The sequence below is a fragment of the Caballeronia grimmiae genome, assembly GCF_000698555.1.
In the GTDB taxonomy this organism is placed as follows: Bacteria; Pseudomonadota; Gammaproteobacteria; order Burkholderiales; family Burkholderiaceae; genus Caballeronia; species Caballeronia grimmiae.
Window position 1 is genome coordinate 56,233 of sequence record NZ_JFHE01000017.1, and the last position, 24,180, is coordinate 80,412.

Here is a 24,180-nt window from a genome sequence, read left to right on the forward strand (position 1 = left end):
TACACATGGCGCTCGCAACCCGCTGCCCTCACTGCGAAACTGTTTTCAGGCTCGACCCGTACCTGGTCGCGCCGCATGATGGCCGCGTGCGTTGCGGACACTGTCAGGAAGTCTTCGACGCCGCGCATCATACGTTCGAGCTTCCCGACGACGCCGCAGCAGCGGATGAGCCGCAGCACGCAACCATCGTCGATGACGAGGTGGCAGTCGGGCCGTCCACGTTCACCGCGCCAGCGCCCGAAGCCGACAAGGAACCGCCCACGCTCGTCGTGCCCCGCACGCTAGAACTGGGCAAGCGGGCGAGCGTCGAGCCGCCCGCTCCACGCGTCGAAGACGACGATCCCACGATTCATGCGAAGCCGCCGGCATTCGCTGCGGCGCCTTCGCGTCCTGCCCGGAAGGATGCAGCCAACGAATCGGCCGTTCAGCCTCCCGTCGACGACCGGCGCAAGCCCTTTGTTCGCGTCAGCGCGCCGCCCGACGATCGCCCGCCGCCGACGCCCACGCGCCCCGAAACGCCGCCGGCGCGCTTCGTCAATTCGGTCGACGACCGCGCGGAGCCGTTCATCGGTCCAGATCATCGCGAGTCCGATGCGCCGCCGCCTCGTCCCGCGCCGCCCGTCGAGCCCGCGTCCTCATGGCATGACGACGAGGAGCCGCGTTTCGGCGCACGGCCACCCGCGCCGGGTGCGGCGCACGCACCCAGCGCGAACGAAGCCTTTCCCGTGACGCGCGAGCCACGTCCCGCTTCGCAGCCGCCCCGGCGCGGGCGCAAGGCCGTGCAGATTGCCGGCTACCTGCTCGCGGCGGTGCTCGCGCTGCTCCTGCTGATGCAGCTCGCGTGGTGGCAGCGCGAAGCGGTCATGGTCTACATGCCCGGCACGCGCGCCCTTTACTCCGCTATTTGCACTGAGGTCGGCTGCACGTTTTCGCCGCCGCGCTATGTCGCGGGGCTGCAGATCGAGAGTTCGGGGCTGCGTCAGGTCGACGGTCCGCACAAGCTCGAACTGAAACTGATGTTGCGCAATCGCGCCGACGTCCCCCTCGCCTATCCGGCGCTCGAACTCACGCTGCTCGACGACAAGAGCGATGTCGCGATCCGGCGGGTGCTGTGGCCGCAGGATTACGCGCGACCGGGTACGATATTCGCCATCGGCCTTCCCCCGCAAAGCGCGCAGCCGGTCGTCGTACGGTTGGATACCGGCGATGCCGTCGCCGCGAATTACCGCGTTCAGGTCTTCTATCCGTGATGGCGCGATCGCGTGACGGGGCATTCGCGCCCTGCCCGCCGACCGCGCCACGCCAAGTGAAACTTCCCGTCAGCATCTGACACCTCTCTGGAGCGCAACATGAGTCAAGTTACCCTCGGCGGCAATCCCATCGAAGTCAGCGGCACGTTCCCGAGCGCAGGACAGCAAGCCCCGGAATTCAACCTCGTCGGCACTGATCTCGGCGACATCACGCTCGCGAGCTTCGCGGGCAAGCGCAAGGTGCTGAACATCGTGCCGAGCCTCGACACGCCGACCTGCGCCACGTCGACGCGCAAATTCAACGAATCCGCCGGCAAGCTCGACAACACCGTCGTGCTCGTCGTTTCGGGCGACCTGCCGTTCGCGGCCAAGCGTTTCTGCACGACCGAAGGTCTCGCCAACGTGGTGACGGCGTCGACGTTCCGCGGCCATGAGTTCGCGCAGGCGTATGGCGTCGATGTCGCGAGCGGTCCGCTCAAGGGGCTGACGGCGCGCGCAGTCGTCGTCCTCGATGAGAACAACAAGGTGCTGCATGCCGAACTCGTGCCCGAAATCAAGAACGAGCCGAACTACGATGCGGCGCTGTCGGCGCTGAAGTAAGCTGCACGGCCGGACCGCTTGCGGCGGTCCGCGCATACGAGGCGCGGCAGCCATCGAACTCGAAAGGCCGCCGCCGCGCGCCGTATGCGCATTCTCTTGCTCGGCACCCCAACTTAAAGGACGCTCGCCTTGGCTACGCTCATCTGCGGCTCGCTCGCCTACGACAACATCATGACTTTCCAGGGCCGCTTCGGCGACCACATCCTGCCGGATCAGGTGCACATGCTGAACATCAGCTTCCTGGTCCCGACGATGCGGCGCAACTTCGGCGGCTGTGCGGGCAACATCGCCTATGCGCTGAAACTGCTCGGCGGCGATCCGAAGATCATGGCGACGCTCGGCGAAGCGGACGCGCAGCTTTACATCGACCGCCTCGACGCGCTCGGTTTGTCGAAGGAATACGTGCGCGTGCTGCCCGGCCAGCACTCGGCGCAATGCTTCATCACGACCGATCTCGCGAACAACCAGATCACCGCCTTCCACCCCGGCGCGATGATGGAATCGCACCTCAACCGCGCCGACGAAGCGCAGGGCATCTCGCTCGGCATCGTCGCGCCGGACGGCGCCGACGGCATGCGCGAACACGCCGCCCAGTTCGCGGCTGCGGGTGTGCCGTTCGTCTTCGATCCGGGTCAGGGTTTGCCTATCCTTGATGGTGTAGAACTCTGTCGCATGATTGAACTTGCCAAATACGTGGCGGTCAACGATTACGAAGCCAAGTTGTTGAGCAACAAGACCGGCTGGTCGATCGAAGACATCAAGAGCCGCGTCGATGCGCTGATCGTGACGCGCGGCGAGCATGGCGCCCAGATCTATCATGAGGGCGGCGTGCTCGACGTGCCGGTTGCGAAGGCGCGTCAGGTCGTCGATCCGACCGGTTGCGGAGACGCGTTCCGCGGCGGCCTGCTGTACGGCATCGAAAACAATCTTGGCTGGGAAAAAACGGGGCGTCTCGCGAGTCTGATGGGTGCGTTGAAGATCGAACATCAAGGCCCGCAAACCTATGCGCCGACGCGCGCCGAAATCGAAGAGCGTTTCAAGCAGGCATTCGGAACGAGCCTGTCGTGAGCGAGTGGAAGAAGGGAGTGAAGGGATGAAAACGGTAAGTCGCATCATGCTGGCAGCAACGCTCATCGGCTCAGTGGCGCTGACGGGCTGCGCGTATAACAGCAGTTCGCCCGACGTCTACACGGCGTCGCAGGCTCAGCGCGAGGAAACGGTGCGCATGGCGACCGTCGAAAGCGTGCGCGGCGTGAAGATCAGCTCGAACAACGGGCAGCCGAGCGGTCTCGGCGCAATCGGCGGCGGCGCGCTCGGCGGTGTCGCGGCGGGCAGCGCCATCGGCGGCGGCAACGGGTCGATCATCGCGGGCATCATCGGCGGTCTGGCGGGCGCGGTCGCGGGTAACGCGGTCGAGAACAGCGTCGCGACGAAGAACGGCCTGGAGATCACCGTGCGCCTCGACAACGGCGACCTTCGCGCGATCACGCAGACATCGAACGGCGAAGTGTTTCAGGCTGGCGAGCGCGTTCGCCTGCTGTCGAGCGGCGGCGTGACGCGCGTGACGCACTAGGCACCGGCGGATTCAACCGAGGAATCGTCAGCGATTCTTCGGCGGATGACAGAAGCGCATGCCTCGAAAGAGGCATGCGCTTTTTGTTTGCCGCTTGCTCGAGCGCGTGACATTGCCGCTGTGTGCGACGCCACGCGAAAAACCCGTCGCCGAGTTTCCCCAGCGACGGGACGAGGCCGGGTAGGCCTACCCGGTCGTAAGGCACAGCGAGGTGTGCCGCGGTGATGCGTCCTGCTTGTGCCGAGACTTACGGACGGCTGCCGGTCGGGAACGGCCATGCCGCCGCCGGGTTCAGCGCCGTCTTGACTGCTGCAGCCGGAGCGGCCGGAGCAGGCGTCGAGACAGTCGTTGCCGTCGTTGCGGGAGCGGCAGCGGTCGTCTTCTTGGCAGCAGCGGCCTTCTTGGCCGGAGCCTTCTTCGCTGCGGGCGCAGCCTTCTTCGCTGCGGGAGCAGGCGCGGGAGCCGACGCCGACGTCGAAGCAGGCGCAGGAGCAGCAGGCGCGGCAGGAGCAGAAGCAGTCTTCGCCGACGCCTTCTTCGCAGGGGCTTTCTTCGCAGCAGCCTTCTTCGCGGGGGCCTTTTTCGCAGGAGCCTTTTTGGCTGCAGCCTTCTTCGCGGCCGCTTTCTTCGCAGGCGCCTTCTTGGCGGCAGCCTTCTTCGCCGGCGCCTTCTTCGCAGCGGCCTTCTTCGTCGCTACCTTCTTGGTCGCGACTTTCTTGGCTGCGGCTTTCTTAGCGGGCGCCTTCTTCGCAGCGACCTTCTTGGCTGCGGCTTTCTTCGCCGGCGCCTTCTTCGCGGCGACCTTCTTTGCCGCTACCTTCTTGGTCGCGACTTTCTTTGCTGCGGCCTTCTTCGCCGGCGCTGCCTTCTTGGCTGCAACCTTCTTCACTGCGACTTTCTTTGCAGCGACCTTCTTGGTGGCGACCTTCTTTGCCGCTACCTTCTTCGCCGGAGCGGCTGCCTTCTTGGCGGTGACTTTCTTTGCTGCGGCCTTCTTAGCGGCGGGTTTCTTTTTGGCGACTGCCATGATTTTTCTCCTTCAGGTTTTCAGATGAGAGTCAGTTCAAACAACACCCTTCGTCAAAACCCGCTTCCCGCGTGGAGGCTCTCAGGGCACACGCTACGAAGCGGATTATTCATCGGCGTACGCTGATCCCACCTGCTTACGCTAATGAATACGGCAAGGCGCGCCGTGCCCCGAGGCACCGCGCGCCAAATAAAGTCAGCGCCAATACCGAGCGCCGCCCATCGCTTGATCGAGCCAGCGAGCTTGCCGCTGGCGTTTTCCGGGGGGAAGTTTGCCCATCCCATTGAAGGGAACGCAAAACGCCTGTCTTCGAATCGGGCCACTCGGCCCGTTAAGTCAGTAGGCGCACTTTGCATCAGGCGACCGTTCTCCTAAACCTTGTCAGTCAGGCGCGCGTGAGTGACACGCCGCTGCCTGCCCGTCCCATCGATTTCGTCTGCAACACGTCCTGGGCTTGTTGTTATTCCCAGGTCAGCGCGCCGCCGGTTTGATACTCAATCACGCGTGTCTCGAAGAAGTTGCGTTCCTTCTTCAAGTCGATCATTTCGCTCATCCACGGGAACGGGTTTTCCTCGTTCGGGAAGAGCGGGTCCAGGCCGATCTGCTGGCAACGCCGATTGCAGATGAAGCGCAGGTAACTCTTGAACATCGACGCATTCAGGCCGAGAACCCCGCGCGGCATGGTGTCTTCAGCGTAGCGATATTCAAGATCAACAGCTTGCTTGAAGAGCTCACGGATCTCCGCCTTGAACTCGGCGGTCCACAGTTGCGGCTCTTCGAGCTTGATCTGGTTGATGAGGTCGATGCCGAAATTGCAGTGCATCGATTCATCGCGGAGGATGTACTGATACTGCTCCGCCGCGCCCGTCATCTTGTTCTGGCGACCCAGCGCCAGAATCTGCGTGAAGCCCACATAGAAAAACAGACCTTCCATGATGCAGGCGAACACGATCAACGACTTGAGCAATTTCTGGTCCGCTTCCAGCGTGCCGGTGGTGAAGGCCGGATCGGTCAACGTCTGGATGAACGGGATGAGGAACTCGTCCTTGTCCCGGATGGACTTCACTTCGTGATACGCGTTGAAGATCTCGCTTTCGTCGAGACCGAGCGATTCGACGATGTACTGATACGCATGCGTATGGATCGCCTCTTCGAACGCCTGGCGCAGCAGGAACTGGCGGCACTCCGGAGCGGTGATGTGACGATACGTGCCGAGCACGATGTTGTTCGCGGCGAGCGAGTCCGCCGTCACGAAGAAGCCGAGGTTGCGCTTGACGATGCGACGCTCGTCATCGGACAGACCGTTCGGGTCTTTCCACAGGGCGATGTCTCGCGACATGTTCACTTCCTGCGGCATCCAGTGATTCGCGCAACCGGCGAGGTACTTCTCCCACGCCCACTTGTACTTGAACGGCACCAGCTGGTTGACGTCGGTCTGGCCGTTGATGATGCGCTTGTCTGCGACGTTGACGCGCGCTTCGCTCTGCGCGGCGATAGCGCCCGCGGAGGGCGTGGCGGCTGCCGGGGGAACGAAGCCATCGGAGAAGATGTTGTTCGCCTGAGCAGACTGATGGGCGGCTTGATGAGCTGCAGCATGTGCTGCTTGCGTACCGAAAGTCGTGCCTTGAGCGTTGCGCAACGGGTTCTGTTGCGAAGCGCTCGAGGGAGCTACGGTCGTGTTCTCGTCATCCCAGTTGAGCATAAATTCTCACCATCAATTTAGATCGGTTTGTACCATCTTTTCATGAGCGATAAAAGAGCTTGCTCATGAAAATTCTCGTTTTCTAGCGATTTGGATTCAGCGTTGCTACCTGCATACAACACTTGGCTCGTCGCTTCATGTGTGACGCGTGATGCAGGCACCGATGAGACAGGTGTGAAGCGGTCCTCACTGACTGTCATCGAGTGCTTCGGTGCGGTCTGCGCAGCGTTGCTTCGATGCTTCGAAGCGATGGTTCGAACGCGAGCGCAGCATGTGTCGATGTGAAGCGTTCGATGGTTCGCATGAGTGTCCGACACACGTGACCTTCATGCGGCTCATGCGAACTCGCATGCGATGTCATCGACGATGAAGCGGCATGTCGGACTCGCGATTTTTCTTGCGCATTCGATGCGCGAGGAACGCAGCCGGCGACTCGTTAGAGCGCTTCGATTTCGTTGCCGAAGTTTAGCATTTTCGGCCTAATCCATACAAGATATTGTGTCTGTCGCGGTCGATCCATACAACCTATAGGGCCGCTGCGCAAGTGCGAAAAAAGCGTCATCGGCGTAGCGGATCGAGCAGAGAACGCAGGTTGTTGTGATCGATCTCGTGCATGAGCGCAAGCAACGCGCCGAGCTTGCCTTGAGGAAAACCCTCACGCGCGAACCATGCGAGATAGTGTGCGGGCAAGTCGGCGATAAGCCGGTCCTTGTACTTGCCGTAGGGCATCGTCTGCGTGACGAGACGTTGCAGGTCTTGCGGGTCCATCGTTTCTCGACTCCTCTTGCATGTTCATCGCATCACATAGCCTGACGCTGGCGGTCGGCGTGTGCTCCACATCGGTGCCATAATCGCCGCTCCTCCCGCCATGATGATCGTTCTCTGATGCCGCTCGCCGTCAAAGCTTTCATTGCCCCTCTCATCGTCGCATGTGCGATGTTCATGGAAAGCGTCGACGCCAACGTCATCGTTACTGCGATTCCCGAAATGGCCCGGGCGTTCGGACGCGATCCCGTCACGCTCAAGATCGCGGTCACGAGCTATGTGCTTGGCCTCGGCGTCTTCATTCCGATCTGCGGCTGGGTCGCCGACCGCTTCGGCGCACGCGTCGTGTTTCGCACGGCCATCGGCATCTTCGTCGTCGGCTCGCTGCTTTGCGCGGCGTCGACATCGCTCGGCACCTTCACCGTCGCGCGCTTCATTCAGGGCGTCGGCGGCGCGATGATGGTGCCCGTCGGACGCATCATCATCTTCCGCTCGGTGCGCCGCTCGGAGTTCATTCGCGCGATGAACTACCTGTCGGTGCCTGCAATGCTCGGACCCGCCGCCGGTCCGCTGCTCGGCGGCTTCATCACGACGTATCTGCACTGGCGGCTGATCTTCTTCATCAACATCCCGATCGGCATTGCCGGCATCTACCTGACCAATCGATACATCACCGACACGCGTGAAGAGCATCCCGGCCGGCTCGACTGGTTCGGCTTCTTTCTTTCGGCGAGCGCGGGCGTGTTGCTGATGCTCGGGCTGTCGCTCGTCGGCGGCGAGCTGGTGCCGCAGAGCGTCGCTTACGCGATGTGCGTGCTCGGCGCGGTGATGGTCGCGCTCTACATCCTGCATGCGCGACGCGCCGAGCGGCCGCTGCTCGACTTGCGCTTCTTTCGCGTGCCGACGTTTCAGGCGAGCGTCGGTGGCGGCTCGCTCTTTCGCATCGGACTGGGCGCCGTGCCTTTTCTGCTGCCGCTCGCGCTGCAGGAAGGCCTCGGCATGACGGCGTTCAAGTCCGGCGCGATCACGTGTGCGTCCGCGTTCGGCGGCATGTTCATGCGATCGCTGGCGTCGCGCGTGTTGCATCGTTTCGGCTTCCGGCAGACGCTGCTGTACAACGCGGCGTTGTCGGGGATCGCGATCGCTGCATGCGGCGCGTTCTTTCCCGGCACGCCGACATGGGTCATCTGGGCGGTCGTGCTGCTCGGCGGGTTCTTTCCTGCGTTGCAGTTCACGTCGCTCAACTCGCTCGCTTACGCGGAGATCGAGACGCGCGATGTGGGCCGGGCCACCAGCCTGGCCAGTTTCGTGCAGCAGGTTTCGCTTGGGCTCGGGGTGACGATCGCCGGCATCACGCTCGAGCTGTCGCAGTATCTGAATGGCCACGCTTCCGTGCGCTGGTCGGACTTCTGGCCTGCGTTCATGGTGGTGGGCCTGTTTTCGTTTCTTTCGATGCCGGTTACTGCGCGCCTGTCGCGCGATGCCGGACGGGAGATCTCGCGCGGGACGCGAGGGTAAGTTCATTCTTGCTCTGCCGCGCTGGTTCGACGCCGCAATGAAAAAGGCCGGTATCGAAGTCGTCCCCGAGGGAAAGAAGCATCCGATACCGGCCCTACCGCTCGGGGAAAGCCAGGCTTCCCCCAAGCGCCCTCTCGCGACGAGAGAGCAAACCTCTTACTGACAGGCCTCGCACTCGTCGAACCCGGCGTCGCCCGGACGCATCATGCAAACCGGGCCATCGGCTTCCGGTGCATCCGCCGCTGCGGCAGGCGCGGCGTTGAAGCCACCGCCTGCAGCACCGCTCGCCGCCGATGCCCCGCCGCCCGAAGCACCGAAGCCGCCATCGGAACCCGACGAAGGAACCGCGTTCAGCGCACCGTGCGCAACAGTCGACTTCTCGACGTGCGTCGCCGCCATCGTACGGAGGTAATACGTCGTCTTCAGGCCACGCAGCCAGGCGAGCTTGTAGACCTCGTCGAGCTTCTTGCCCGAAGCGCCGCCCATGTAGATGTTCAGCGACTGCGCCTGATCGATCCACTTCTGACGACGCGACGCCGCCTCGACCAGCCACTTCGGATCGACTTCGAACGCCGTCGCGTAGATCGCGCGCAGGTCCGCCGGAATGCGGTCGATGCGCGACAGCGTGCCGTCGAAGTACTTCAGGTCCGAGACCATCACCTCGTCCCACAGGCCGCGCGCCTTCAGGTCACGCACCAGGTAGTCGTTCACCACCGTGAATTCGCCCGACAGATTCGACTTCACGTACAGGTTCTGGAACGTCGGCTCGATACACGCCGACACGCCGATGATGTTCGAGATCGTCGCCGTCGGCGCAATCGCCACGCAGTTCGAATTGCGCATGCCGTGCGTCGCAATGCGCGAACGCAGCGTCGACCAGTCCATCGTCTCGGTCGTATCGACTTCGACATAACCGCCGCGCGCTTCGGCGAGCAGCTTGATCGTATCCTGCGGGAGAATGCCGCGATCCCACAGCGAGCCGCGATACGTCGCGTAACGGCCGCGCTCCTCCGCCAGTTCCGTCGACGCGTAGTACGCGTAGTAGCAGACGGCTTCCATCGAACGATCCGCGAACTCCACCGCTTCCTGCGACGCGTACGGCGTGCGCAACAAGTGCAGGCAGTCCTGGAAGCCCATGATGCCCATGCCCACCGGACGATGCTTCAGGTTCGAATTGCGCGCCTTCGCCACCGCGTAATAGTTGATGTCGATGACGTTGTCGAGCATACGCATCGCGACGCTGATCGTGCGCTTCAGCTTCTCGTGATCCAGCGCGAGCGTGCCGTCGGCCTGCTTCGTCAAGTGCGCGACGAGGTTCACGGAGCCGAGGTTGCAGACCGCGATTTCGCTGTCGCTCGTGTTCAGCGTGATTTCCGTGCACAGGTTCGACGAATGGACGACGCCCACGTGCTGCTGCGGCGAACGCACGTTGCACGGGTCCTTGAACGTGATCCACGGATGGCCCGTCTCGAACAGCATGCCGAGCATCTTGCGCCACAGTTGCGCCGCCGGCACCTTCTTGAACAGCTTGATTTCGCCGCGCGCCGCCTTGTCTTCATAGGCCGTGTACGCCTTTTCGAACGCCGCGCCGAACAGGTCGTGCAGGTCCGGGCAGGTGGCCGGCGAGAACAGCGTCCAGTCGCCGCCTTCGTGGACGCGCTTCATGAACAGGTCGGGAATCCAGTTCGCCGTGTTCATGTCGTGCGTGCGGCGACGGTCATCGCCCGTGTTCTTGCGCAGTTCCAGGAACTCTTCGATGTCCAGGTGCCACGTCTCGAGGTACGCGCAGACCGCGCCCTTGCGCTTGCCGCCCTGATTCACGGCGACGGCCGTGTCGTTCACGACCTTCAGGAACGGCACCACGCCCTGCGATTTGCCGTTCGTGCCCTTGATGTGCGAGCCGAGCGCGCGCACGCGGGTCCAGTCGTTGCCGAGGCCGCCCGCGAACTTCGAGAGCAGCGCGTTTTCCTTCAGCGCTTCATAGATGCCGTCGAGATCGTCGGCAACCGTCGTCAGATAGCACGACGACAACTGCGAGCGATGCGTGCCCGAGTTGAACAGCGTCGGCGTCGACGACATGAAGTCGAACGACGACAGCACGTTGTAGAACTCGATGGCGCGCGCTTCGCGGTCGATCTCGTTGAGCGACAGGCCCATCGCGACGCGCATGAAGAACGCCTGCGGCAACTCGATGCGCGTGCCGTCGACGTGCAGGAAGTAGCGGTCGTACAACGTCTGCAGGCCGAGATAGCCGAATTGCAGGTCGCGATTCGCGTCGAGCGCGGCGCCGAGGCGCTTCAGGTCGAACTGCTGCAGCTTCTCGTCGAGCAGCCCGGCTTCGATGCCGCGCTTGATGAACTGCGGGAAATATTCGGCGTAACGCTCGCCCATTTCGGCTTGCGTCACTTCTTCGCCGAGGATTTCGCGGCGGATCGTGTGCAGCAGAATGCGCGCCGTAACCTGGCTGTATGCCGGGTCCTTCTCGATCATCGTGCGCGCCGCGAGAATGGCCGAGTCGTAGACCTGGCTCATCGGCACGCCGTCGTACAGGTTCTTCACCGTTTCGGCAACGATCGGATCGGCGGACACCGCATCGCCCAGATTCGCGCATGCGGAGACGATCAGCCCTTTCAGCGCTTCGAGATCGAGCGGGCGCGTCACGCCGTTGTCCGTCACGTTGATGACGCCGCCTTCGTGCGACTGCGCATCCTGCGCGGCCGAGCGCTCTTGCGAACGCTGCTGCGTGCGCTTCTCGCGATACAGCACGTAGGCGCGCGCGACGTTGTGCTCGCCGCCGCGCATCAGCGCGAGTTCGACCTGATCCTGAATGTCTTCGATGTGGAACGTGCCGCCGTGCGGACGGCTGCGCACCAGCGCGCGCACGACCGCTTGCGTCAGCTGCTCGACGAGCTCGCGCACACGCGCCGAAGCCGCGCCCTGCCCGCCATTGACGGCGATGAACGCCTTCGTCACGGCGATGGAAATCTTCGACGGCTCGAACGACACCACGCTTCCGTTGCGACGGATGACCTTGTAGTCGGCAAACGTCGTGTTGGGCGCGAGCGCTTGCGCGCCCTGGCCTTGCGCACCGCCCGCGGGCTGTGCGGATGCGCCTTCGAAGGAAGACGTGGCGTTCTCGGTGGTTTGCATGTGCAAAACTCCTGGGTGTTCGAATGGTGCGGATGATCCGCGGATTTATCACTTGTGCCGCGCGTATCGCGCCATCTGACGACGATGCAACGCGCGGTGTTTTTTTGCGGTGAAGCCGGGCTGTGAAGTCGGCCGTGAAGCCGGCAAGCCCTGAAACGCGATTCGCGGCGATGTCGGCCCGCACTGTTCTTGGCGCCGCGTGCGGGGCCCGCGTTGGCGCGCGGTTATCGGCCGACGCGACGCGCGTTCACTTGCTGCCTTCTTCACGGTGATGCTCGCCGGCGCTCGATACGGTTCGCCGTTTTTCCACGCCGGAAAGCGCCCCGGCCAGCCGAACGTTCCCTTGCGCCGGAAAGCCAACGGCGCCGGCTCGTAGGAGCGGGCGCCGCCTCAACAACACAAGATATAGTGCAAATTACGTCTGCGAGCACCAAGTATAGTGGAACTTCGCACGGTCTCAAAAAGGTTTTTTTGCTGACGAAACGCCTTCGCGGGGTTGACTTCTGCAACGCCGAAGCACGACAAGGCATCGAGCCTGACGCTGCTGCGTCGCAGCGAGAAAGACCTTACGCGGCGCATAGTCGCGGGGCGCGGGGCTGCGCAGATGGTGGGCTGAAATGAGAAAAACAATGACCGCAACGCGCGGTGGCGATCGTTTGAAATGCGATGCGCGTCCTGAGCGGTCGCGCTTGATCGGTCAATCGCTCATCGTGCGTCGCGGCCCGTCGGACGGTTGGCGTGGCGGCGTGCGTGATCGCTGCAGCAGAAGCGTTCTCCCGCCACGACGATGGCTTCGCTGCGCGGCGTATGCACGCCGCATTGCGCGCAGCGGATGAGCGGATCGGCGAGTTGCGGGGCGTCGCTGGCTGCGGCGCCGTTGCGGGCGCGCGAGCTCGTCGAACCGGCGGAGTCCGCCGCGCCTGTGGCGCCCGACTGGGCGCGCTGATTCGCGCGGCGCAGCTTCTTCAGGAGCCACTGCGTGACGAAGAAGAGGACGATCAGAAGAATGAAGTTTCGCATCGACTGGAAAAGTGGAATCGCCCGCTCAGATGACGGCGCGATGCAGCAGCACTTCGAACACGAACCGGCTGCCGACATACGCGAGCAGCAACGCCACGAACGAAGCAAGCACCCAGCGCAGCGCGGCGCGCCCGCGCCAGCCGGAGATGCGCCGCGCGGTGAGCAGCGCGCCGAACATCAGCCAGGAGAGGAAAGCGAAGATGGTCTTGTGATCGAAGCGCAACGCGCGATCGACCAGTTGCTCATTGAACGCGATGCCCGACACCAGCGTGAGCGTCAGCAGCACGAAGCCCGCGCCGATCAGCCGGAACAGCAGCTTTTCGAGCGTAAGCAGCGGCGGCAAGGTGTCGAGCCAGCTCGCGAGCCAGCCGTTGTTGCCCGAGTGGCGCATCGCGAGGCCGCGCATGCGCTGCAGGCGACGTTCGAGCATGAGCATCAGAATGGCGTGCAGCGCGGCGATGGCGAACAACCCATACGCGATGTTCGCAATCAGAAAGTGGAGCTTGAACATCGGCGCGGCGGAATACGACAGCACGCGCACGCCGCCGAACACGAGCGGCAGGACCGACGCCACGCACGCGAGCGGCAGCACGAGCAGGCGCAAGCCGTCGAGCGGAAAGAAGAAGCTCTCGATCCAGTAGATGCCCGCGCCGAGCCAGAACATCGCGGAAAGCGCGAACGCGAAGCCAAACACCATCGCGTTCTGCGGGAAGATGGTCGTGTGCAGCAAGAGGCCGTGCACGAGCAACGCTATTAATAGTAGCGCGCGCCCGACGCCGCTCATGCCGGAGGCCTTCGATGCAGCCGCGGGCGTCGCGCCCACGCCCGCAGGCACGCCCGCCAGCGCCGGCTCGACGCCCGTATGACGATGCGCGCGCCAGCCCGCCACGGCCAGTCCGCCGTAGAGAAGCGCAGTGAGGGCATACAGTACAATATCCATGTTCGAAGTTTACACTAGGCCCCGAACCTGCGACGTCTTCCCCTTGCGCCGGAATAGAGCGCATCGCTGCGAAGCCGTCTTCACGTCGCGGGACAACAAGGGCCGCACTCTCTACATTCCCCATGCTCGACAACCTCACTCAACGGATGGCGCGCGTCGTCAAGACGCTGCGCGGCGAGGCCCGGCTCACCGAGGCCAACACGCAGGAAATGCTGCGCGAAGTGCGCCTCGCACTGCTCGAAGCCGACGTGGCGCTGCCGGTCGTGCGCGAGTTCATCGCCAAGGTGAAGGAGAAGGCGCTCGGCGAGGAAGTACTGTCGAGCCTGTCGCCGGGTCAGGCGCTCGTCGGCGTCGTGCAGCGCGAACTCACCGCGGTCATCGGCGGCGACTACGAAGGCAAGGCCGCCGAACTGAATCTCGCGGTGACGCCGCCCGCGGTCATCCTCATGGCCGGCCTGCAGGGCGCGGGCAAGACGACGACCACCGGCAAGCTCGCCAAACTGCTGCGCGAAAAGCAGAAGAAGAAAGTGCTGACGGTTTCCGTCGACGTGTACCGCCCCGCCGCTATCCGCCAGTTGCAGACGGTCACGGAGCAGGTCGGCGCGGACTTCTTCCCGTCGGAGCCGGATCAGAAACCGGCGGACATCGCGCGCGCGGCGATCGACTGGGCGAAGCGGCATTACCACGATGTCGTGATCGTCGATACGGCCGGCCGTCTCGGCATCGACGAAGCGATGATGAACGAGATCAGCGAACTTCATGCGCTGCTGAAGCCGGCTGAAACGCTGTTCGTCGTCGATGCGATGCTCGGTCAGGACGCCGTCAACACCGCGAAGGCGTTCAACGACGCGCTGCCGCTGACGGGCGTCGTGCTCACGAAGCTCGACGGCGACTCGCGCGGCGGCGCGGCGCTTTCCGTGCGTCACGTTACCGGCAAGCCGATCAAGTTCGTCGGCGTCGCGGAAAAGCTCGATGGTCTCGAAGTCTTCCATCCGGATCGCATGGCGAACCGGATTCTCGGCATGGGCGACATTCTCGCGCTCGTCGAGGAAGCGCAGCGCGGCGTCGACACCGCCGCCGCGCAGAAACTCGCCGACAAGGTCAAGAAAGGCGGTGACTTCGACTTGAACGACTTCAAGGCGCAGTTGTCGCAGATGAAGAAGATGGGCGGTCTGTCGTCGCTGATGGACAAGCTGCCCGCGCAGTTCCAGCAAGCCGCGCAAGGCGCGGACATGAACAACGCCGAAAAGCAGATGCGCCGCATGGAAGGCATCATCAACTCGATGACGTTGCAGGAGCGCGCCAAGCCGGAGCTGATCAAGGCTGCGCGCAAGCGTCGTATCGCGGCGGGCGCGGGCGTTCACGTGCAGGAGGTGAACCGCATGCTGAACCAGTACGAGCAAATGCGCGGCATGATGAAGAAGCTCAAGGGCGGCAATCTGCAGAAGATGATGCGCGGCATGAAGGGCATGATGCCGGGCATGCGTTGATCGCGTTGCATCGAGCCCGTGTTTTTTCGCCGATGCGGCGACGAGACGCGGGTTTATGATAAGGCGCGCGCCGCCGTTTTTTCCACAGCAAGCAGTCAGCCTCCCCCGCTTTCCCTATGAATCGCGAAGAAGCCCTCCATATTTTTAGCCACTCGGAAGAGATCGTTTCGGCTGCCGAAGTCAACGCATCCATCGAGCGCATGGCTGCGGCCATCAAGGCGGCGACGAGCGAAGACTTCCCGCTCGTGCTCTCGGTTATGGGGGGCGCGGCCGTGTTTACCGGCATGCTGCTGCCGCACCTCGACTTCCCGCTCGAATTCGACTACATCCACCTGACGCGCTATCGCAACGCCATCAAGGGCGGCAGCGAAATGCAATGGCGCGTGGCGCCGGCGGAATCGGTGAAGGATCGCGTGGTGCTCGTGCTGGACGACATCCTCGACGAAGGGGAAACGATGGCCGCCATCCGCGACCGAATCATGGCGATGGGCGCGAAACAGTTCCTGTCGGCGGTGCTGTGCGAAAAGATCATCCCGAAGGCGAAGCCGTTGCGCCCCGACTTCTGCGGGTTCGAAGTGCCGGATCGCTATGTGTTCGGCTGCGGTATGGATGCCAAGGGATACTGGCGGAATCTGCCGACGATCCGTGCGTTGACGGAAGGGGCGTAAGCGCTTCGTTTCCTAAGTTCGTCTCAAGGGCCGCATCAGCGGCCCTTTTCAATCACGAGCGAACCTCAAACAAAAAGCGGCCAAGGCCGCTTTTTTCATAACTGATGCACGAAGGTCCGTATCCCTTCGAGCATCATCTCGACCGAGATCGCGACCAGCACCAGACCCATCAGGCGCTCGAACGCCGTCACCGCGCGTTCGCCGAGCCACTGCTGAATCTTCTCCGCGAGAATCAGCACGACCGCGCACACGATCATCGTGACCGTGAGCGCGCCGATCCATTCGACCATTTTCCCCGGCGCCTGCGATGTCAGCAGCATCACCGTCGCGAGCGCGGAAGGCCCGGCGAGCGCGGGAATCGCGAGCGGCACGATCAGCGGTTCGCCGCCGCGCGAGTCGCCGCCCATCGGGCCGTCCGGATGCGGGAAGATCATCCGCAGCGCGATCAGAAACAGCACGATCCCGCCGCCGATGCGCAGCGACAAATCCGTCAGATGCATCGCGCGCAGGAAGCGGTCGCCGGCCAGCATGAAAAACAGCAGGATGCCGAACGCGATCGCCACTTCGCGCAGAACCACGATGCGGCGCCGCTCGATGGCGACACCCCGCAGCGCGTTGATGAAGATCGGGATATTGCCGAGCGGATCGGTGATGAGCAGCAGCAGAACCGTCGCAGACAGGAAGTTGTACTGCATTACTTCGCGAGCGCCGCCCGCACCTTGCCTGTCACAACGCCCGCAGCCTCTTCCACCGGCAGCAGCGTGGCTTCGGTATCGCGGCGGCCCTGGTATTCGAGCTTGCCTTCCTTCAGCCCGCGATCGCCGATCACGATGCGATGCGGCACGCCGATCAGTTCCCAGTCCGCGAACATCACGCCGGGTCGCTCGCCGCGATCATCGAGAATCACGTCGATGCCCGCTTCGGTCAGCGTCGCATACAGCTTGTCCGCCTGCTCGCGCACGGCGTCGCTGCGGTCATAACCCATCGGGCAGATCACGACCTCGAACGGTGCGATGGATTCCGGCCAGATGATGCCCTTGTCATCGAAGTTCTGTTCGATCGCCGCGCCCAGCACGCGCGTCACACCGATGCCGTAGCAGCCCATCAGCATCGGCGCAGGCTTGCCGTTCTCGTCGAGATACGTCGCGCCCATCGACTCGGAGTACTTGGTGCCGAGCTGGAACACGTGGCCGACTTCGATGCCGCGGCAGATTTCGAGCGTGCCCTTGCCGTCCGGCGAAGGATCGCCCGCGACGACGTTGCGGATATCCGCGACTTCCGGTTCCGGCAGATCGCGGCCCCAGTTCACGCCGGTCGTGTGGAAATCGACTTCGTTGGTGCCGACGACGAAGTCGCTCATGTTCGCCACCGTGCGGTCCGCGATCACACGCACCGGCTTCTTTGTGCCGATCGGCCCGAGATAGCCCGGCGGCGTGCCGAACCATTCGACGATCTCCGCTTCCGTCGCGAAGCGATAGCCCGCGAGGCCCGGCAGCTTGTTGACCTTGACGTCGTTCAGCGAATGATCGCCGCGCAGCATCAGCAACCAGATGGTCGGTTCCGCGCCTTCGTTGTCGGTGGCGAGGATGATCGACTTGATGGTCTTTTCGAGCGGGATGTTCAGGTGCTCGGCGACCGCTTCGCACTTCGCCTTGCCGGGCGTCGGCGTCTTCGTGAGCGCTTCGGTGGGCGCGGCGCGTTGCGCGATCAGCGGCAGCGCATCCGCGGCTTCCACGTTCGCGGCGAAGTCCGAAGTCGGGCAATACGCGATGTCGTCCTCGCCCGTCTCGGCGATCACGTGGAATTCGTGCGAGCCGCTGCCGCCGATCGAACCGTTGTCCGCCGCGACCGCACGGAATTCGAGGCCGATGCGCGTGAAGATGCGCACGTAGGCGTCGTACATCTTGCGGTACGACTCGGCGAGGCCGGCGCTGTCCTTATCGAAGGAATACGCGTCCTTCATGATGAATTCGCGGCCGCGCATGACGCCGAAACGCGGGCGGATTTCGTCGCGGAACTTCGTTTGAATCTGATAGAAGTTGACCGGCAACTGGCGATAGCTCTTGATCTCGCGGCGCGCGATGTCCGTCACGACTTCTTCGTGCGTCGGCCCGACGACGAAATCGCGCTCGTGGCGATCCTTGATGCGCAGCAGCTCCGGACCGTATTGCTCCCAGCGGCCGGATTCCTGCCACAGCTCGGCGGGCTGCACGGCGGGCATCAGCAATTCGAGCCCGCCCGCGCGATTCATCTCTTCACGCACGATGGCTTCGACCTTGCGAATGGAACGCAGGCCTATCGGCATGTAATCGTAGATACCGCCCGCGACGCGACGGATCATGCCGGCGCGCATCATCAGCTTGTGACTGACGATCTCGGCGTCGGCGGGGGCTTCCTTCAGGGTGCCGATGAAGAAACGGGATGCTTTCATTCAGAAATTTTCCAAAAGCGGCGCGCGCCTCGAACCATGTGGCTACGAGGCTGGCAAGACGGGTGAACAACGGAACGGTGGACGGCTTGCGTGAACCGGCACGCACTGACTCCGGCCGACAAGAAGAAGATTCTGCCGCCTTCCCGGTCGCGTGGCAAAGATTCCTCGCACTTCAGCGCATTTCTGCCCCGAAATGCAGCGGCCGCCGCGGGTTGAAACCGATGCGCCGGGTCCGTTATCTGTTTATAATCAAAGCAATTTTAAAGGATTCGAAGGTGGTTGTATGCTGGATCGTGAAGGCTTTCGCCCGAACGTCGGCATCATCCTCTTGAACGCGCGCAACGAAGTGTTTTGGGGCAAGCGGCTGCGTGAACATTCCTGGCAGTTTCCGCAAGGGGGTATCAAATACGGCGAAACCCCCGTGCAAGCAATGTATCGGGAGTTACACGAAGAAACCGGCCTGCTGCCTGAACACGTGAAAGTTGTCGGTCGCACACGCGACTGGCTGCGTTATGAGGTGCCGGATAAGTTCATCAAGCGCGAAGTGCGCGGACATTATCGCGGTCAGAAACAGATCTGGTTTCTGCTGCGCATGGTGGGGCGCGACTGTGACATTTGCCTGCGCGCGACGGACCATCCGGAATTCGATGCTTGGCGCTGGAATGAGTACTGGGTGCCGCTGGATGCGGTCATCGAGTTCAAGCGCGACGTTTATCAACTTGCTCTCACCGAGCTTTCCCGCTTCTTGCGGAGAACCAATGCTCGCGGCGAACGCGCCGCGCATCACGGGCCGCGCTATCCACGCGTCGTCCAGACGATGACGATCGAAGCACCTGCCGTAACCGCCGCTGGCGCTGCGGTTCAGGCAGAATGCACGATCAGCGAAGACGTGCGGATCATCGCAACGGGCGCATCGTGCGATTGATCGGCACCGGTCTTCGTCCATTTTGACACTCGGCACTTCGAAGAACCCGGCACCGCGAGCATTGCTCGCGGTGCCAGGTGCTTTGCCGCCCGCGCATCCGTTTATCGGGAACATCGAATTGAAAGTCATCGTCTCATCTGCGGTAGCCGTGGCCGTGTTCGCCGCGCTCGCCGGCTGCTCCAGTTCCAAAGCTCCGTCCGCGTCCAATCAGGATGACGGCGTGTTCACGTATCTGCTCGACCGGAAGTCGGAATGGGTCGAGAACAAGGTCGATACGCTTCCGCCGCTGCCGCAAGCGTCCAATCTGCTGCCGTTCAACGTCTCGCAGAACACGCCGCTGACATTCGCCGTCGACAAGACTTCGCTTACCGTCGGCAGTGACGGCGTCGTGCGATACGTCGTCGTCGCGACGAGTCCGGGCGGCGCGCGCAACGTGAACTACGAAGGCATCCGCTGCGATACCTACGAATGGCGGCGCTACGCAAGCATCGACGACGCGCAGACCGGCTGGGATCGCGGCGCGACGTTCGATTTCCGGCGCATCGAGAACGGCGAACTGAACGCCTATCAGGCGGCGCTGTATCAGGACTACTTCTGCACGAGCAAGCTGCCTGTCGGCAATGCGAAGCAGATCGTCGAGAACATCCAGTACAAGCGCACGCAGAGTTCGATCAACCTGCGCTGACGGTTTCGCCGCTCGTTCTGGCAGCAAAAAAGCCCGCTGGCCTTTCGGCTCAGCGGGCTTTGTCTTTACGGCTGCCGATGTCAGACCAGCACCAGATTGTCGCGATGAATCAGTTCCGGTTCGAGCATATAGCCGAGCACGCTTTCGATCTCGCCGCTCGGCCGCCGATGGATCAGCCGCGCTTCCGAACTGCTGTAGTTGGTGATGCCGCGCGCCACTTCCTGCCCCTGATCGTTGACGCACGCGATCACTTCCCCGCGACCGAACGCGCCCTTCACATCGACGACGCCGATCGGCAGCAGGCTCTTCCCGTCGGCCGTGAGCTTCTGGACGGCGCCGTCATCGATGACGACGTGACCGCGCACCTGCAAGTGATCCGCCATCCACTGTTTGCGCGCCGCGATGCGTGCCGTGCGCGCGATCAGTTGCGTGCCGATCATCTCGCCCGAAGCGAGCCGCGTCAGCACATCGGCTTCACGGCCACTCGCGATCACCGTGTTCGCGCCGCTATGCGCCGCGCGCTTCGCCGCGAGAATCTTGGTCAGCATGCCGCCGCGCCCGAGGCTCGAGCCCGCGCCGCCGGCCATCTGCTCGAGTTCGGGCATACCTGCATCGGCTTGCTCGACGAGCGTTGCACTTGGATCCTTGCGCGGGTCGGCGGTGAAGAGCCCGCGCTGATCCGTAAGAATGACAAGCGCATCGCCTTCGATCAGATTCGCCACGAGCGCGCCGAGCGTGTCGTTGTCGCCGAATTTGATTTCGTCGGTGATGACGGTGTCGTTCTCGTTGATGATCGGCACCGCGCCCAGGCGAAGCAGCGTCAACAGCGTGGAGCGCGCGTTCAGATAACGCTCGCGATCGGCGAGATCAGCGTGTGTGAGCAGAATCTGCGCGGTGCGGATGCCGTGCGCGCCGAAGCTGCTCTCGTAGACCTGCGCGAGCCCCATCTGCCCGACCGCGGCGGCAGCCTGAAGTTCGTCGATTTCGCGCGGCCGCTTGCTCCAGCCGAGCCGATGAATGCCCTCCGCGATCGCACCCGAACTGACGAGCACGACTTCCTTGCCCTGCTCGCGCAGCGCCGCGATCTGCGACGCCCAGCGGGCGATGGCCGCGTGATCCAGTCCGCGCCCATCATTGGTGACGAGACTGGACCCCACTTTCACTACGATTCGCTTCGCAGCGGCGATGACCGAACGCATCGTGCGCTTTCTCCTCGGGTGTCGCGGCCCGTATCAGCGGGTCGCTTCGTTACTCGTTGGCTTCTTTGCTCGCTGCGTCGTCGCGGAAGCGCACGTCGGCGGCGAGATCTTCCGCTTCGGCCGCACGCGAGGCGTCGGAATGCTGCGAGATGTAATCGAAGATGGCGTAGGTCAGCGCCTCACAGCCCTGGCCGGTGAGCGCGGAGATTTCATACACCGGGCCGTCCCATTCGAAACGCTCGATGAAGTCCTTCACGCGCGCCTCGCGCTCGTCCTCGGGCACCATGTCGAGCTTGTTCAGCACGAGCCAGCGCGGCTTTTCGAAGAGCGCCTCGTCGTACTTGCGCAGTTCGCCGACGATCGCCTTCGCATCGGCGACGGGATCGACGTTTTCATCGAACGGAGCCAGGTCGACCAGATGCAGCAGCACCCCGGTGCGCTGCAAGTGCCGCAGGAAGCGATGCCCCAGCCCCGCGCCTTCCGCCGCGCCTTCGATCAGCCCCGGGATATCCGCGATCACGAAGCTCTTGCTCGGCCCGACGCGCACCACGCCGAGATTGGGCGCGAGCGTCGTGAACGGATAATCGGCAATTTTGGGCCGCGCGTTCGAGACCGACGAGATGAAAGTCGATTTCCCCGCGTTCGGCATGCCGAGCAAGCCCACGTCCGCCAGCACTTTCAGCTCGAGCTTGAGCATGCGACGCTCGCCCGGCTTGCCATCGGTCTTCTGACGCGGCGCGCGGTTCGTGCTCGACTTGAAATGCAGGTTGCCGAGGCCGCCCGCGCCGCCCTGCGCGATCAGGACCTGCTGATTGTGCTCGGTCAGATCGGCGATGATTTCGCCCGTTTCCTGATCCGAGATGATGGTGCCGACCGGCATGCGCAGCGTGATGTCTTCGCCGCCCTTGCCATAGCAGTCCGCGCCGCGCCCGTTCTCGCCGTTGCGCGCCTGATGCTTCTTCGCGAACCGGTAGTCGATCAGCGTGTTAATGTTGCGATCCGCGACCGCGTAGACGCTGCCGCCGCGCCCGCCGTCGCCGCCGTCCGGCCCGCCGAACGGGACGAACTTTTCGCGGCGCATCGACGCGCTGCCATCTCCTCCGTCGCCGGCGATGACTTCGATCCTCGCTTCGTCAATGAACTTCATGCGTTGCTCCGTCCCGTGTTTCCAAGCGATGAGGCCGCCCCGGCGATAACGCCGTAGCTGCAGCCGAACCGCTATTTTGCCGTGACCGGCGGCTGCCGGTCATCGATAAGCGTGAATTCTGTCGATGCGGCGTTTTCCGCGCACCAATGCAAAAGGCCCCGCGAACTTCGCGGGGCCTTTTGCGGTCCTGAAGCCCGTGCGTAGGTTTTACGCTGCCGGGACGACGACGACCGTGTGCTTCTTCGCTGCGCCCTTCGTCGTGAACTGGACGTGGCCGTCGGTCAGCGCGAACAGCGTGTGATCCTTGCCGATGCCGACGTTTTCACCCGGGTGCATGCGCGTGCCGCGCTGGCGAACGATGATGCCGCCCGCGTTGATTGCCTGGCCGCCGTAAACCTTCACGCCGAGGCGCTTCGATTCCGAATCGCGGCCGTTGCGGGAAGACCCGCCTGCTTTTTTGTGTGCCATTTGCTATAGCTCCTTTACCGTTGTGCGCGACGCGTTAAGCGTTGATCGCGTCGATGCGCAGTTCGGTGTAGTTCTGGCGATGGCCAGCGTGCTTTTGGTAGTGCTTCCGGCGGCGCATCTTGAAGATGGTCACTTTCTTGTGACGACCCTGGGACACGACGGTAGCCTTGACGGAAGCCCCACTGACCAGCGGTGTACCGAACTGAATCGATTCACCTTCGCCTACTGCGAGAACCTGGTCGAGCGTGATTTCAGCGTCAATGTCTGCCGGTATCTGTTCTACTTTCAATTTTTCGCCAACGGCAACCTTATACTGCTTGCCGCCGGTTTTTATGACCGCGTACATTGAGAACCTCACTCAGAATTTCGTTTTCCCACGCACCACGCGCGGAAAACACGAGATTATACATAGGGTTAGGCAGCGCGTCAAAAGGCATTGACATTTGCCGTTTGTACCCGGCGTGCGGCATCCGTGCCCGATCTTCTGCGATTTCGCCCCGATCCGATCGCGATTGCGCCCGCTCGCGCGACCCTCGCGCGCCGCGGCACCCGTCGCCGCGCCGATTCGCCTTATAATCCGCCGCATTACCTTATCAGCCGATCATGTCGTCCACCGCCACTTCTTCCCCCGACGCCGCCGCACTGCTTGCCCCGATCGCCGAGGACATGCAGCAGGTCAATCGCGTCATCCGGCAGCGCCTGGCATCAGAAGTGATGCTCATCAATCAGATTTCCGAGTACATCATCGGCGCGGGCGGGAAGCGGCTGCGTCCGGCGTTGCTGCTGCTCGTGTCGGGCGCGCTGGGCGATACGACCGGGCATCGCCATGAACTCGCGGCGGTCGTTGAATTCATCCACACCGCAACGCTGCTGCACGACGATGTCGTCGATGAATCCGATCTGCGCCGTGGCCGCAAGACCGCGAACGCGCTGTTCGGCAACGCGGCGAGCGTGCTGGTCGGCGACTTCTTGTATTCGCGCTCGTTCGAGATGATGGTGAGCGTCGGCAAGATGCGCGTGATGGAGATTCTTTCGGTCGCGACCAACATCATTTCCGAAGGCGAAGTGCTGCAGCTTCTGAACATGCACGACCCGGACGTCGACGAAGCGCGTTACATGCAGGTCATCCGCTACAAGACGGCGAAGCTTTTCGAGGCGGCGGCACAACTGGGCGCGGTGCTCTCAGGTGCGGATGCGCGCACGGAAGCAGCGGCGGCGGAGTTTGGCCGGCGCATCGGCACGGCGTTCCAGATCATGGACGACTGGCTCGATTACACGGGCACGCCTGAATCGATGGGCAAGAATGCCGGCGACGACTTGCGCGAAGGCAAGCCGACGCTGCCGCTCATCTATCTGATGGAGCACGGCACGCCGGAACAGGCGGCGCTCGCACGCGAAGCCATCGAGCAAGGCGGCACGGATCGCTTCGACACGATCTTCCACGCAATCACCACGTCCGGTGCGCTCGATCACACGTTGCAATGCGCGCGAAATGAAGCACAGGCCGCCGCCGATGCGATTTCGTCATTCCCCAGTTCCATTTTCAAAGATAGCCTGCTAGAATTATGCTCTTACTCGACGGCGAGACAGTCTTAAACGAGACTTTAGCGCACAAAACGTCT

General features: G+C 63.1%; 22 protein-coding genes and 1 pseudogene. 10 read left to right on the forward strand and 13 right to left on the reverse strand.

Annotation, left to right across the window (positions count from 1 at the left end):
* Nucleotides 1–5: 5 nt before the first annotated feature.
* The 4 genes from BG57_RS18025 to BG57_RS18040 all read left to right on the forward strand — a co-directional run bounded on the left by BG57_RS18025 (nucleotide 6) and on the right by BG57_RS18040 (nucleotide 3,423).
* On the forward strand, nucleotides 6–1,250 hold the full coding sequence (locus tag BG57_RS18025; RefSeq protein WP_035966796.1) for a zinc-ribbon and DUF3426 domain-containing protein: 1,245 nt from the start codon (nucleotides 6–8) through the stop codon (nucleotides 1,248–1,250).
* 99 nt (nucleotides 1,251–1,349) lie between these two features.
* Nucleotides 1,350–1,850, forward strand: coding sequence for a thiol peroxidase (gene tpx, locus BG57_RS18030; RefSeq protein ID WP_035966798.1), 501 nt, complete (start codon nucleotides 1,350–1,352; stop codon nucleotides 1,848–1,850).
* 129 nt (nucleotides 1,851–1,979) lie between these two features.
* Nucleotides 1,980–2,918, forward strand: coding sequence for a carbohydrate kinase family protein (locus BG57_RS18035; RefSeq protein ID WP_035966800.1), 939 nt, complete (start codon nucleotides 1,980–1,982; stop codon nucleotides 2,916–2,918).
* A 25-nt stretch (nucleotides 2,919–2,943) separates the two neighbouring features.
* Nucleotides 2,944–3,423, forward strand: a complete 480-nt coding sequence (locus tag BG57_RS18040; protein ID WP_035966802.1) for an outer membrane lipoprotein — start codon at nucleotides 2,944–2,946, stop codon at nucleotides 3,421–3,423.
* A gap of 247 nt (nucleotides 3,424–3,670) precedes the next feature.
* Here the strand turns inward: BG57_RS18040 and BG57_RS31680 are convergent, their stop codons facing one another.
* The 4 genes and pseudogenes from BG57_RS31680 to BG57_RS18055 all read right to left on the reverse strand — a co-directional run bounded on the left by BG57_RS31680 (nucleotide 3,671) and on the right by BG57_RS18055 (nucleotide 6,920).
* Entirely contained in the window at nucleotides 3,671–4,450 is a 780-nt protein-coding gene (locus BG57_RS31680) for a histone H1-like repetitive region-containing protein (protein WP_075583164.1), read from the reverse strand.
* Between the two features lie 31 nt (nucleotides 4,451–4,481).
* Nucleotides 4,482–4,806, reverse strand: a pseudogene (locus BG57_RS34240) (hypothetical protein).
* 104 nt (nucleotides 4,807–4,910) lie between these two features.
* Nucleotides 4,911–6,152 (reverse strand): ribonucleotide-diphosphate reductase subunit beta, encoded by a 1,242-nt coding sequence (locus tag BG57_RS18050; RefSeq protein ID WP_035966804.1) that lies wholly within the window; start codon nucleotides 6,150–6,152, stop codon nucleotides 4,911–4,913.
* A 558-nt stretch (nucleotides 6,153–6,710) separates the two neighbouring features.
* Nucleotides 6,711–6,920 (reverse strand): DUF3820 family protein, encoded by a 210-nt coding sequence (locus tag BG57_RS18055; RefSeq protein ID WP_035966806.1) that lies wholly within the window; start codon nucleotides 6,918–6,920, stop codon nucleotides 6,711–6,713.
* A gap of 117 nt (nucleotides 6,921–7,037) precedes the next feature.
* Between BG57_RS18055 and BG57_RS18060 the strand changes: the two genes are divergently transcribed.
* Nucleotides 7,038–8,435 (forward strand): MFS transporter, encoded by a 1,398-nt coding sequence (locus BG57_RS18060; RefSeq protein WP_035966808.1) that lies wholly within the window; start codon nucleotides 7,038–7,040, stop codon nucleotides 8,433–8,435.
* Nucleotides 8,436–8,591: 156 nt separating this feature from the next.
* Here the strand turns inward: BG57_RS18060 and BG57_RS18070 are convergent, their stop codons facing one another.
* The 3 genes from BG57_RS18070 to BG57_RS18085 form a co-directional block, all read right to left on the reverse strand.
* Nucleotides 8,592–11,585: a ribonucleoside-diphosphate reductase subunit alpha gene (locus BG57_RS18070; protein WP_035966812.1), complete on the reverse strand. Its 2,994-nt coding sequence runs from the start codon at nucleotides 11,583–11,585 to the stop codon at nucleotides 8,592–8,594.
* Nucleotides 11,586–12,290: 705 nt separating this feature from the next.
* Complete coding sequence (locus BG57_RS18080) at nucleotides 12,291–12,605, reverse strand: PP0621 family protein (RefSeq protein ID WP_035966817.1); 315 nt, start codon at nucleotides 12,603–12,605, stop codon at nucleotides 12,291–12,293.
* A 25-nt stretch (nucleotides 12,606–12,630) separates the two neighbouring features.
* The gene (locus BG57_RS18085; protein WP_035966820.1) at nucleotides 12,631–13,545 is read right to left on the reverse strand and encodes a cytochrome C assembly family protein; all 915 of its coding nucleotides are present in this window, start codon (nucleotides 13,543–13,545) and stop codon (nucleotides 12,631–12,633) included.
* Nucleotides 13,546–13,667: 122 nt separating this feature from the next.
* On the opposite strand from BG57_RS18085, the gene ffh reads away from it, so the two are divergent.
* Both ffh and BG57_RS18095 read left to right on the forward strand, forming a co-directional pair.
* Nucleotides 13,668–15,035: a signal recognition particle protein gene (gene ffh, locus BG57_RS18090; protein ID WP_035966823.1), complete on the forward strand. Its 1,368-nt coding sequence runs from the start codon at nucleotides 13,668–13,670 to the stop codon at nucleotides 15,033–15,035.
* 116 nt (nucleotides 15,036–15,151) lie between these two features.
* Complete coding sequence (locus tag BG57_RS18095) at nucleotides 15,152–15,703, forward strand: hypoxanthine-guanine phosphoribosyltransferase (protein WP_035966824.1); 552 nt, start codon at nucleotides 15,152–15,154, stop codon at nucleotides 15,701–15,703.
* A gap of 95 nt (nucleotides 15,704–15,798) precedes the next feature.
* Here BG57_RS18095 and BG57_RS18100 read toward each other — a convergent pair whose 3' ends face one another.
* Together BG57_RS18100 and BG57_RS18105 are read right to left on the reverse strand one after the other, a co-directional pair.
* Nucleotides 15,799–16,398 carry a MarC family protein gene (locus tag BG57_RS18100; RefSeq protein WP_035966826.1) on the reverse strand — a complete coding sequence of 200 codons (600 nt, stop codon included), beginning with the start codon at nucleotides 16,396–16,398 and terminating at the stop codon, nucleotides 15,799–15,801.
* Nucleotides 16,398–18,134: a proline--tRNA ligase gene (locus BG57_RS18105; RefSeq protein ID WP_035966828.1), complete on the reverse strand. Its 1,737-nt coding sequence runs from the start codon at nucleotides 18,132–18,134 to the stop codon at nucleotides 16,398–16,400. The genes BG57_RS18100 and BG57_RS18105 overlap by 1 nt, the downstream gene beginning before the upstream one ends.
* A gap of 283 nt (nucleotides 18,135–18,417) precedes the next feature.
* Between BG57_RS18105 and BG57_RS18110 the strand changes: the two genes are divergently transcribed.
* Both BG57_RS18110 and BG57_RS18115 read left to right on the forward strand, forming a co-directional pair.
* Nucleotides 18,418–19,059 (forward strand): RNA pyrophosphohydrolase, encoded by a 642-nt coding sequence (locus BG57_RS18110; protein ID WP_035966829.1) that lies wholly within the window; start codon nucleotides 18,418–18,420, stop codon nucleotides 19,057–19,059.
* Nucleotides 19,060–19,177: 118 nt separating this feature from the next.
* On the forward strand, nucleotides 19,178–19,744 hold the full coding sequence (locus BG57_RS18115; protein ID WP_035966914.1) for a CNP1-like family protein: 567 nt from the start codon (nucleotides 19,178–19,180) through the stop codon (nucleotides 19,742–19,744).
* An 80-nt stretch (nucleotides 19,745–19,824) separates the two neighbouring features.
* Here BG57_RS18115 and proB read toward each other — a convergent pair whose 3' ends face one another.
* The 4 genes from proB to rplU form a co-directional block, all read right to left on the reverse strand.
* Nucleotides 19,825–20,943, reverse strand: coding sequence for a glutamate 5-kinase (gene proB / locus BG57_RS18120; RefSeq protein WP_035966830.1), 1,119 nt, complete (start codon nucleotides 20,941–20,943; stop codon nucleotides 19,825–19,827).
* A 49-nt stretch (nucleotides 20,944–20,992) separates the two neighbouring features.
* Nucleotides 20,993–22,090, reverse strand: coding sequence for an Obg family GTPase CgtA (cgtA, locus tag BG57_RS18125; protein ID WP_035966831.1), 1,098 nt, complete (start codon nucleotides 22,088–22,090; stop codon nucleotides 20,993–20,995).
* Between the two features lie 207 nt (nucleotides 22,091–22,297).
* Nucleotides 22,298–22,558, reverse strand: coding sequence for a 50S ribosomal protein L27 (gene rpmA, locus BG57_RS18130; protein ID WP_035966833.1), 261 nt, complete (start codon nucleotides 22,556–22,558; stop codon nucleotides 22,298–22,300).
* Between the two features lie 34 nt (nucleotides 22,559–22,592).
* Nucleotides 22,593–22,904 (reverse strand): 50S ribosomal protein L21, encoded by a 312-nt coding sequence (gene rplU / locus BG57_RS18135; RefSeq protein ID WP_008342953.1) that lies wholly within the window; start codon nucleotides 22,902–22,904, stop codon nucleotides 22,593–22,595.
* Between the two features lie 257 nt (nucleotides 22,905–23,161).
* On the opposite strand from rplU, the gene BG57_RS18140 reads away from it, so the two are divergent.
* Entirely contained in the window at nucleotides 23,162–24,154 is a 993-nt protein-coding gene (locus BG57_RS18140) for a polyprenyl synthetase family protein (protein WP_035966835.1), read from the forward strand.
* The last annotated feature ends 26 nt before the right edge of the window (nucleotides 24,155–24,180 follow it).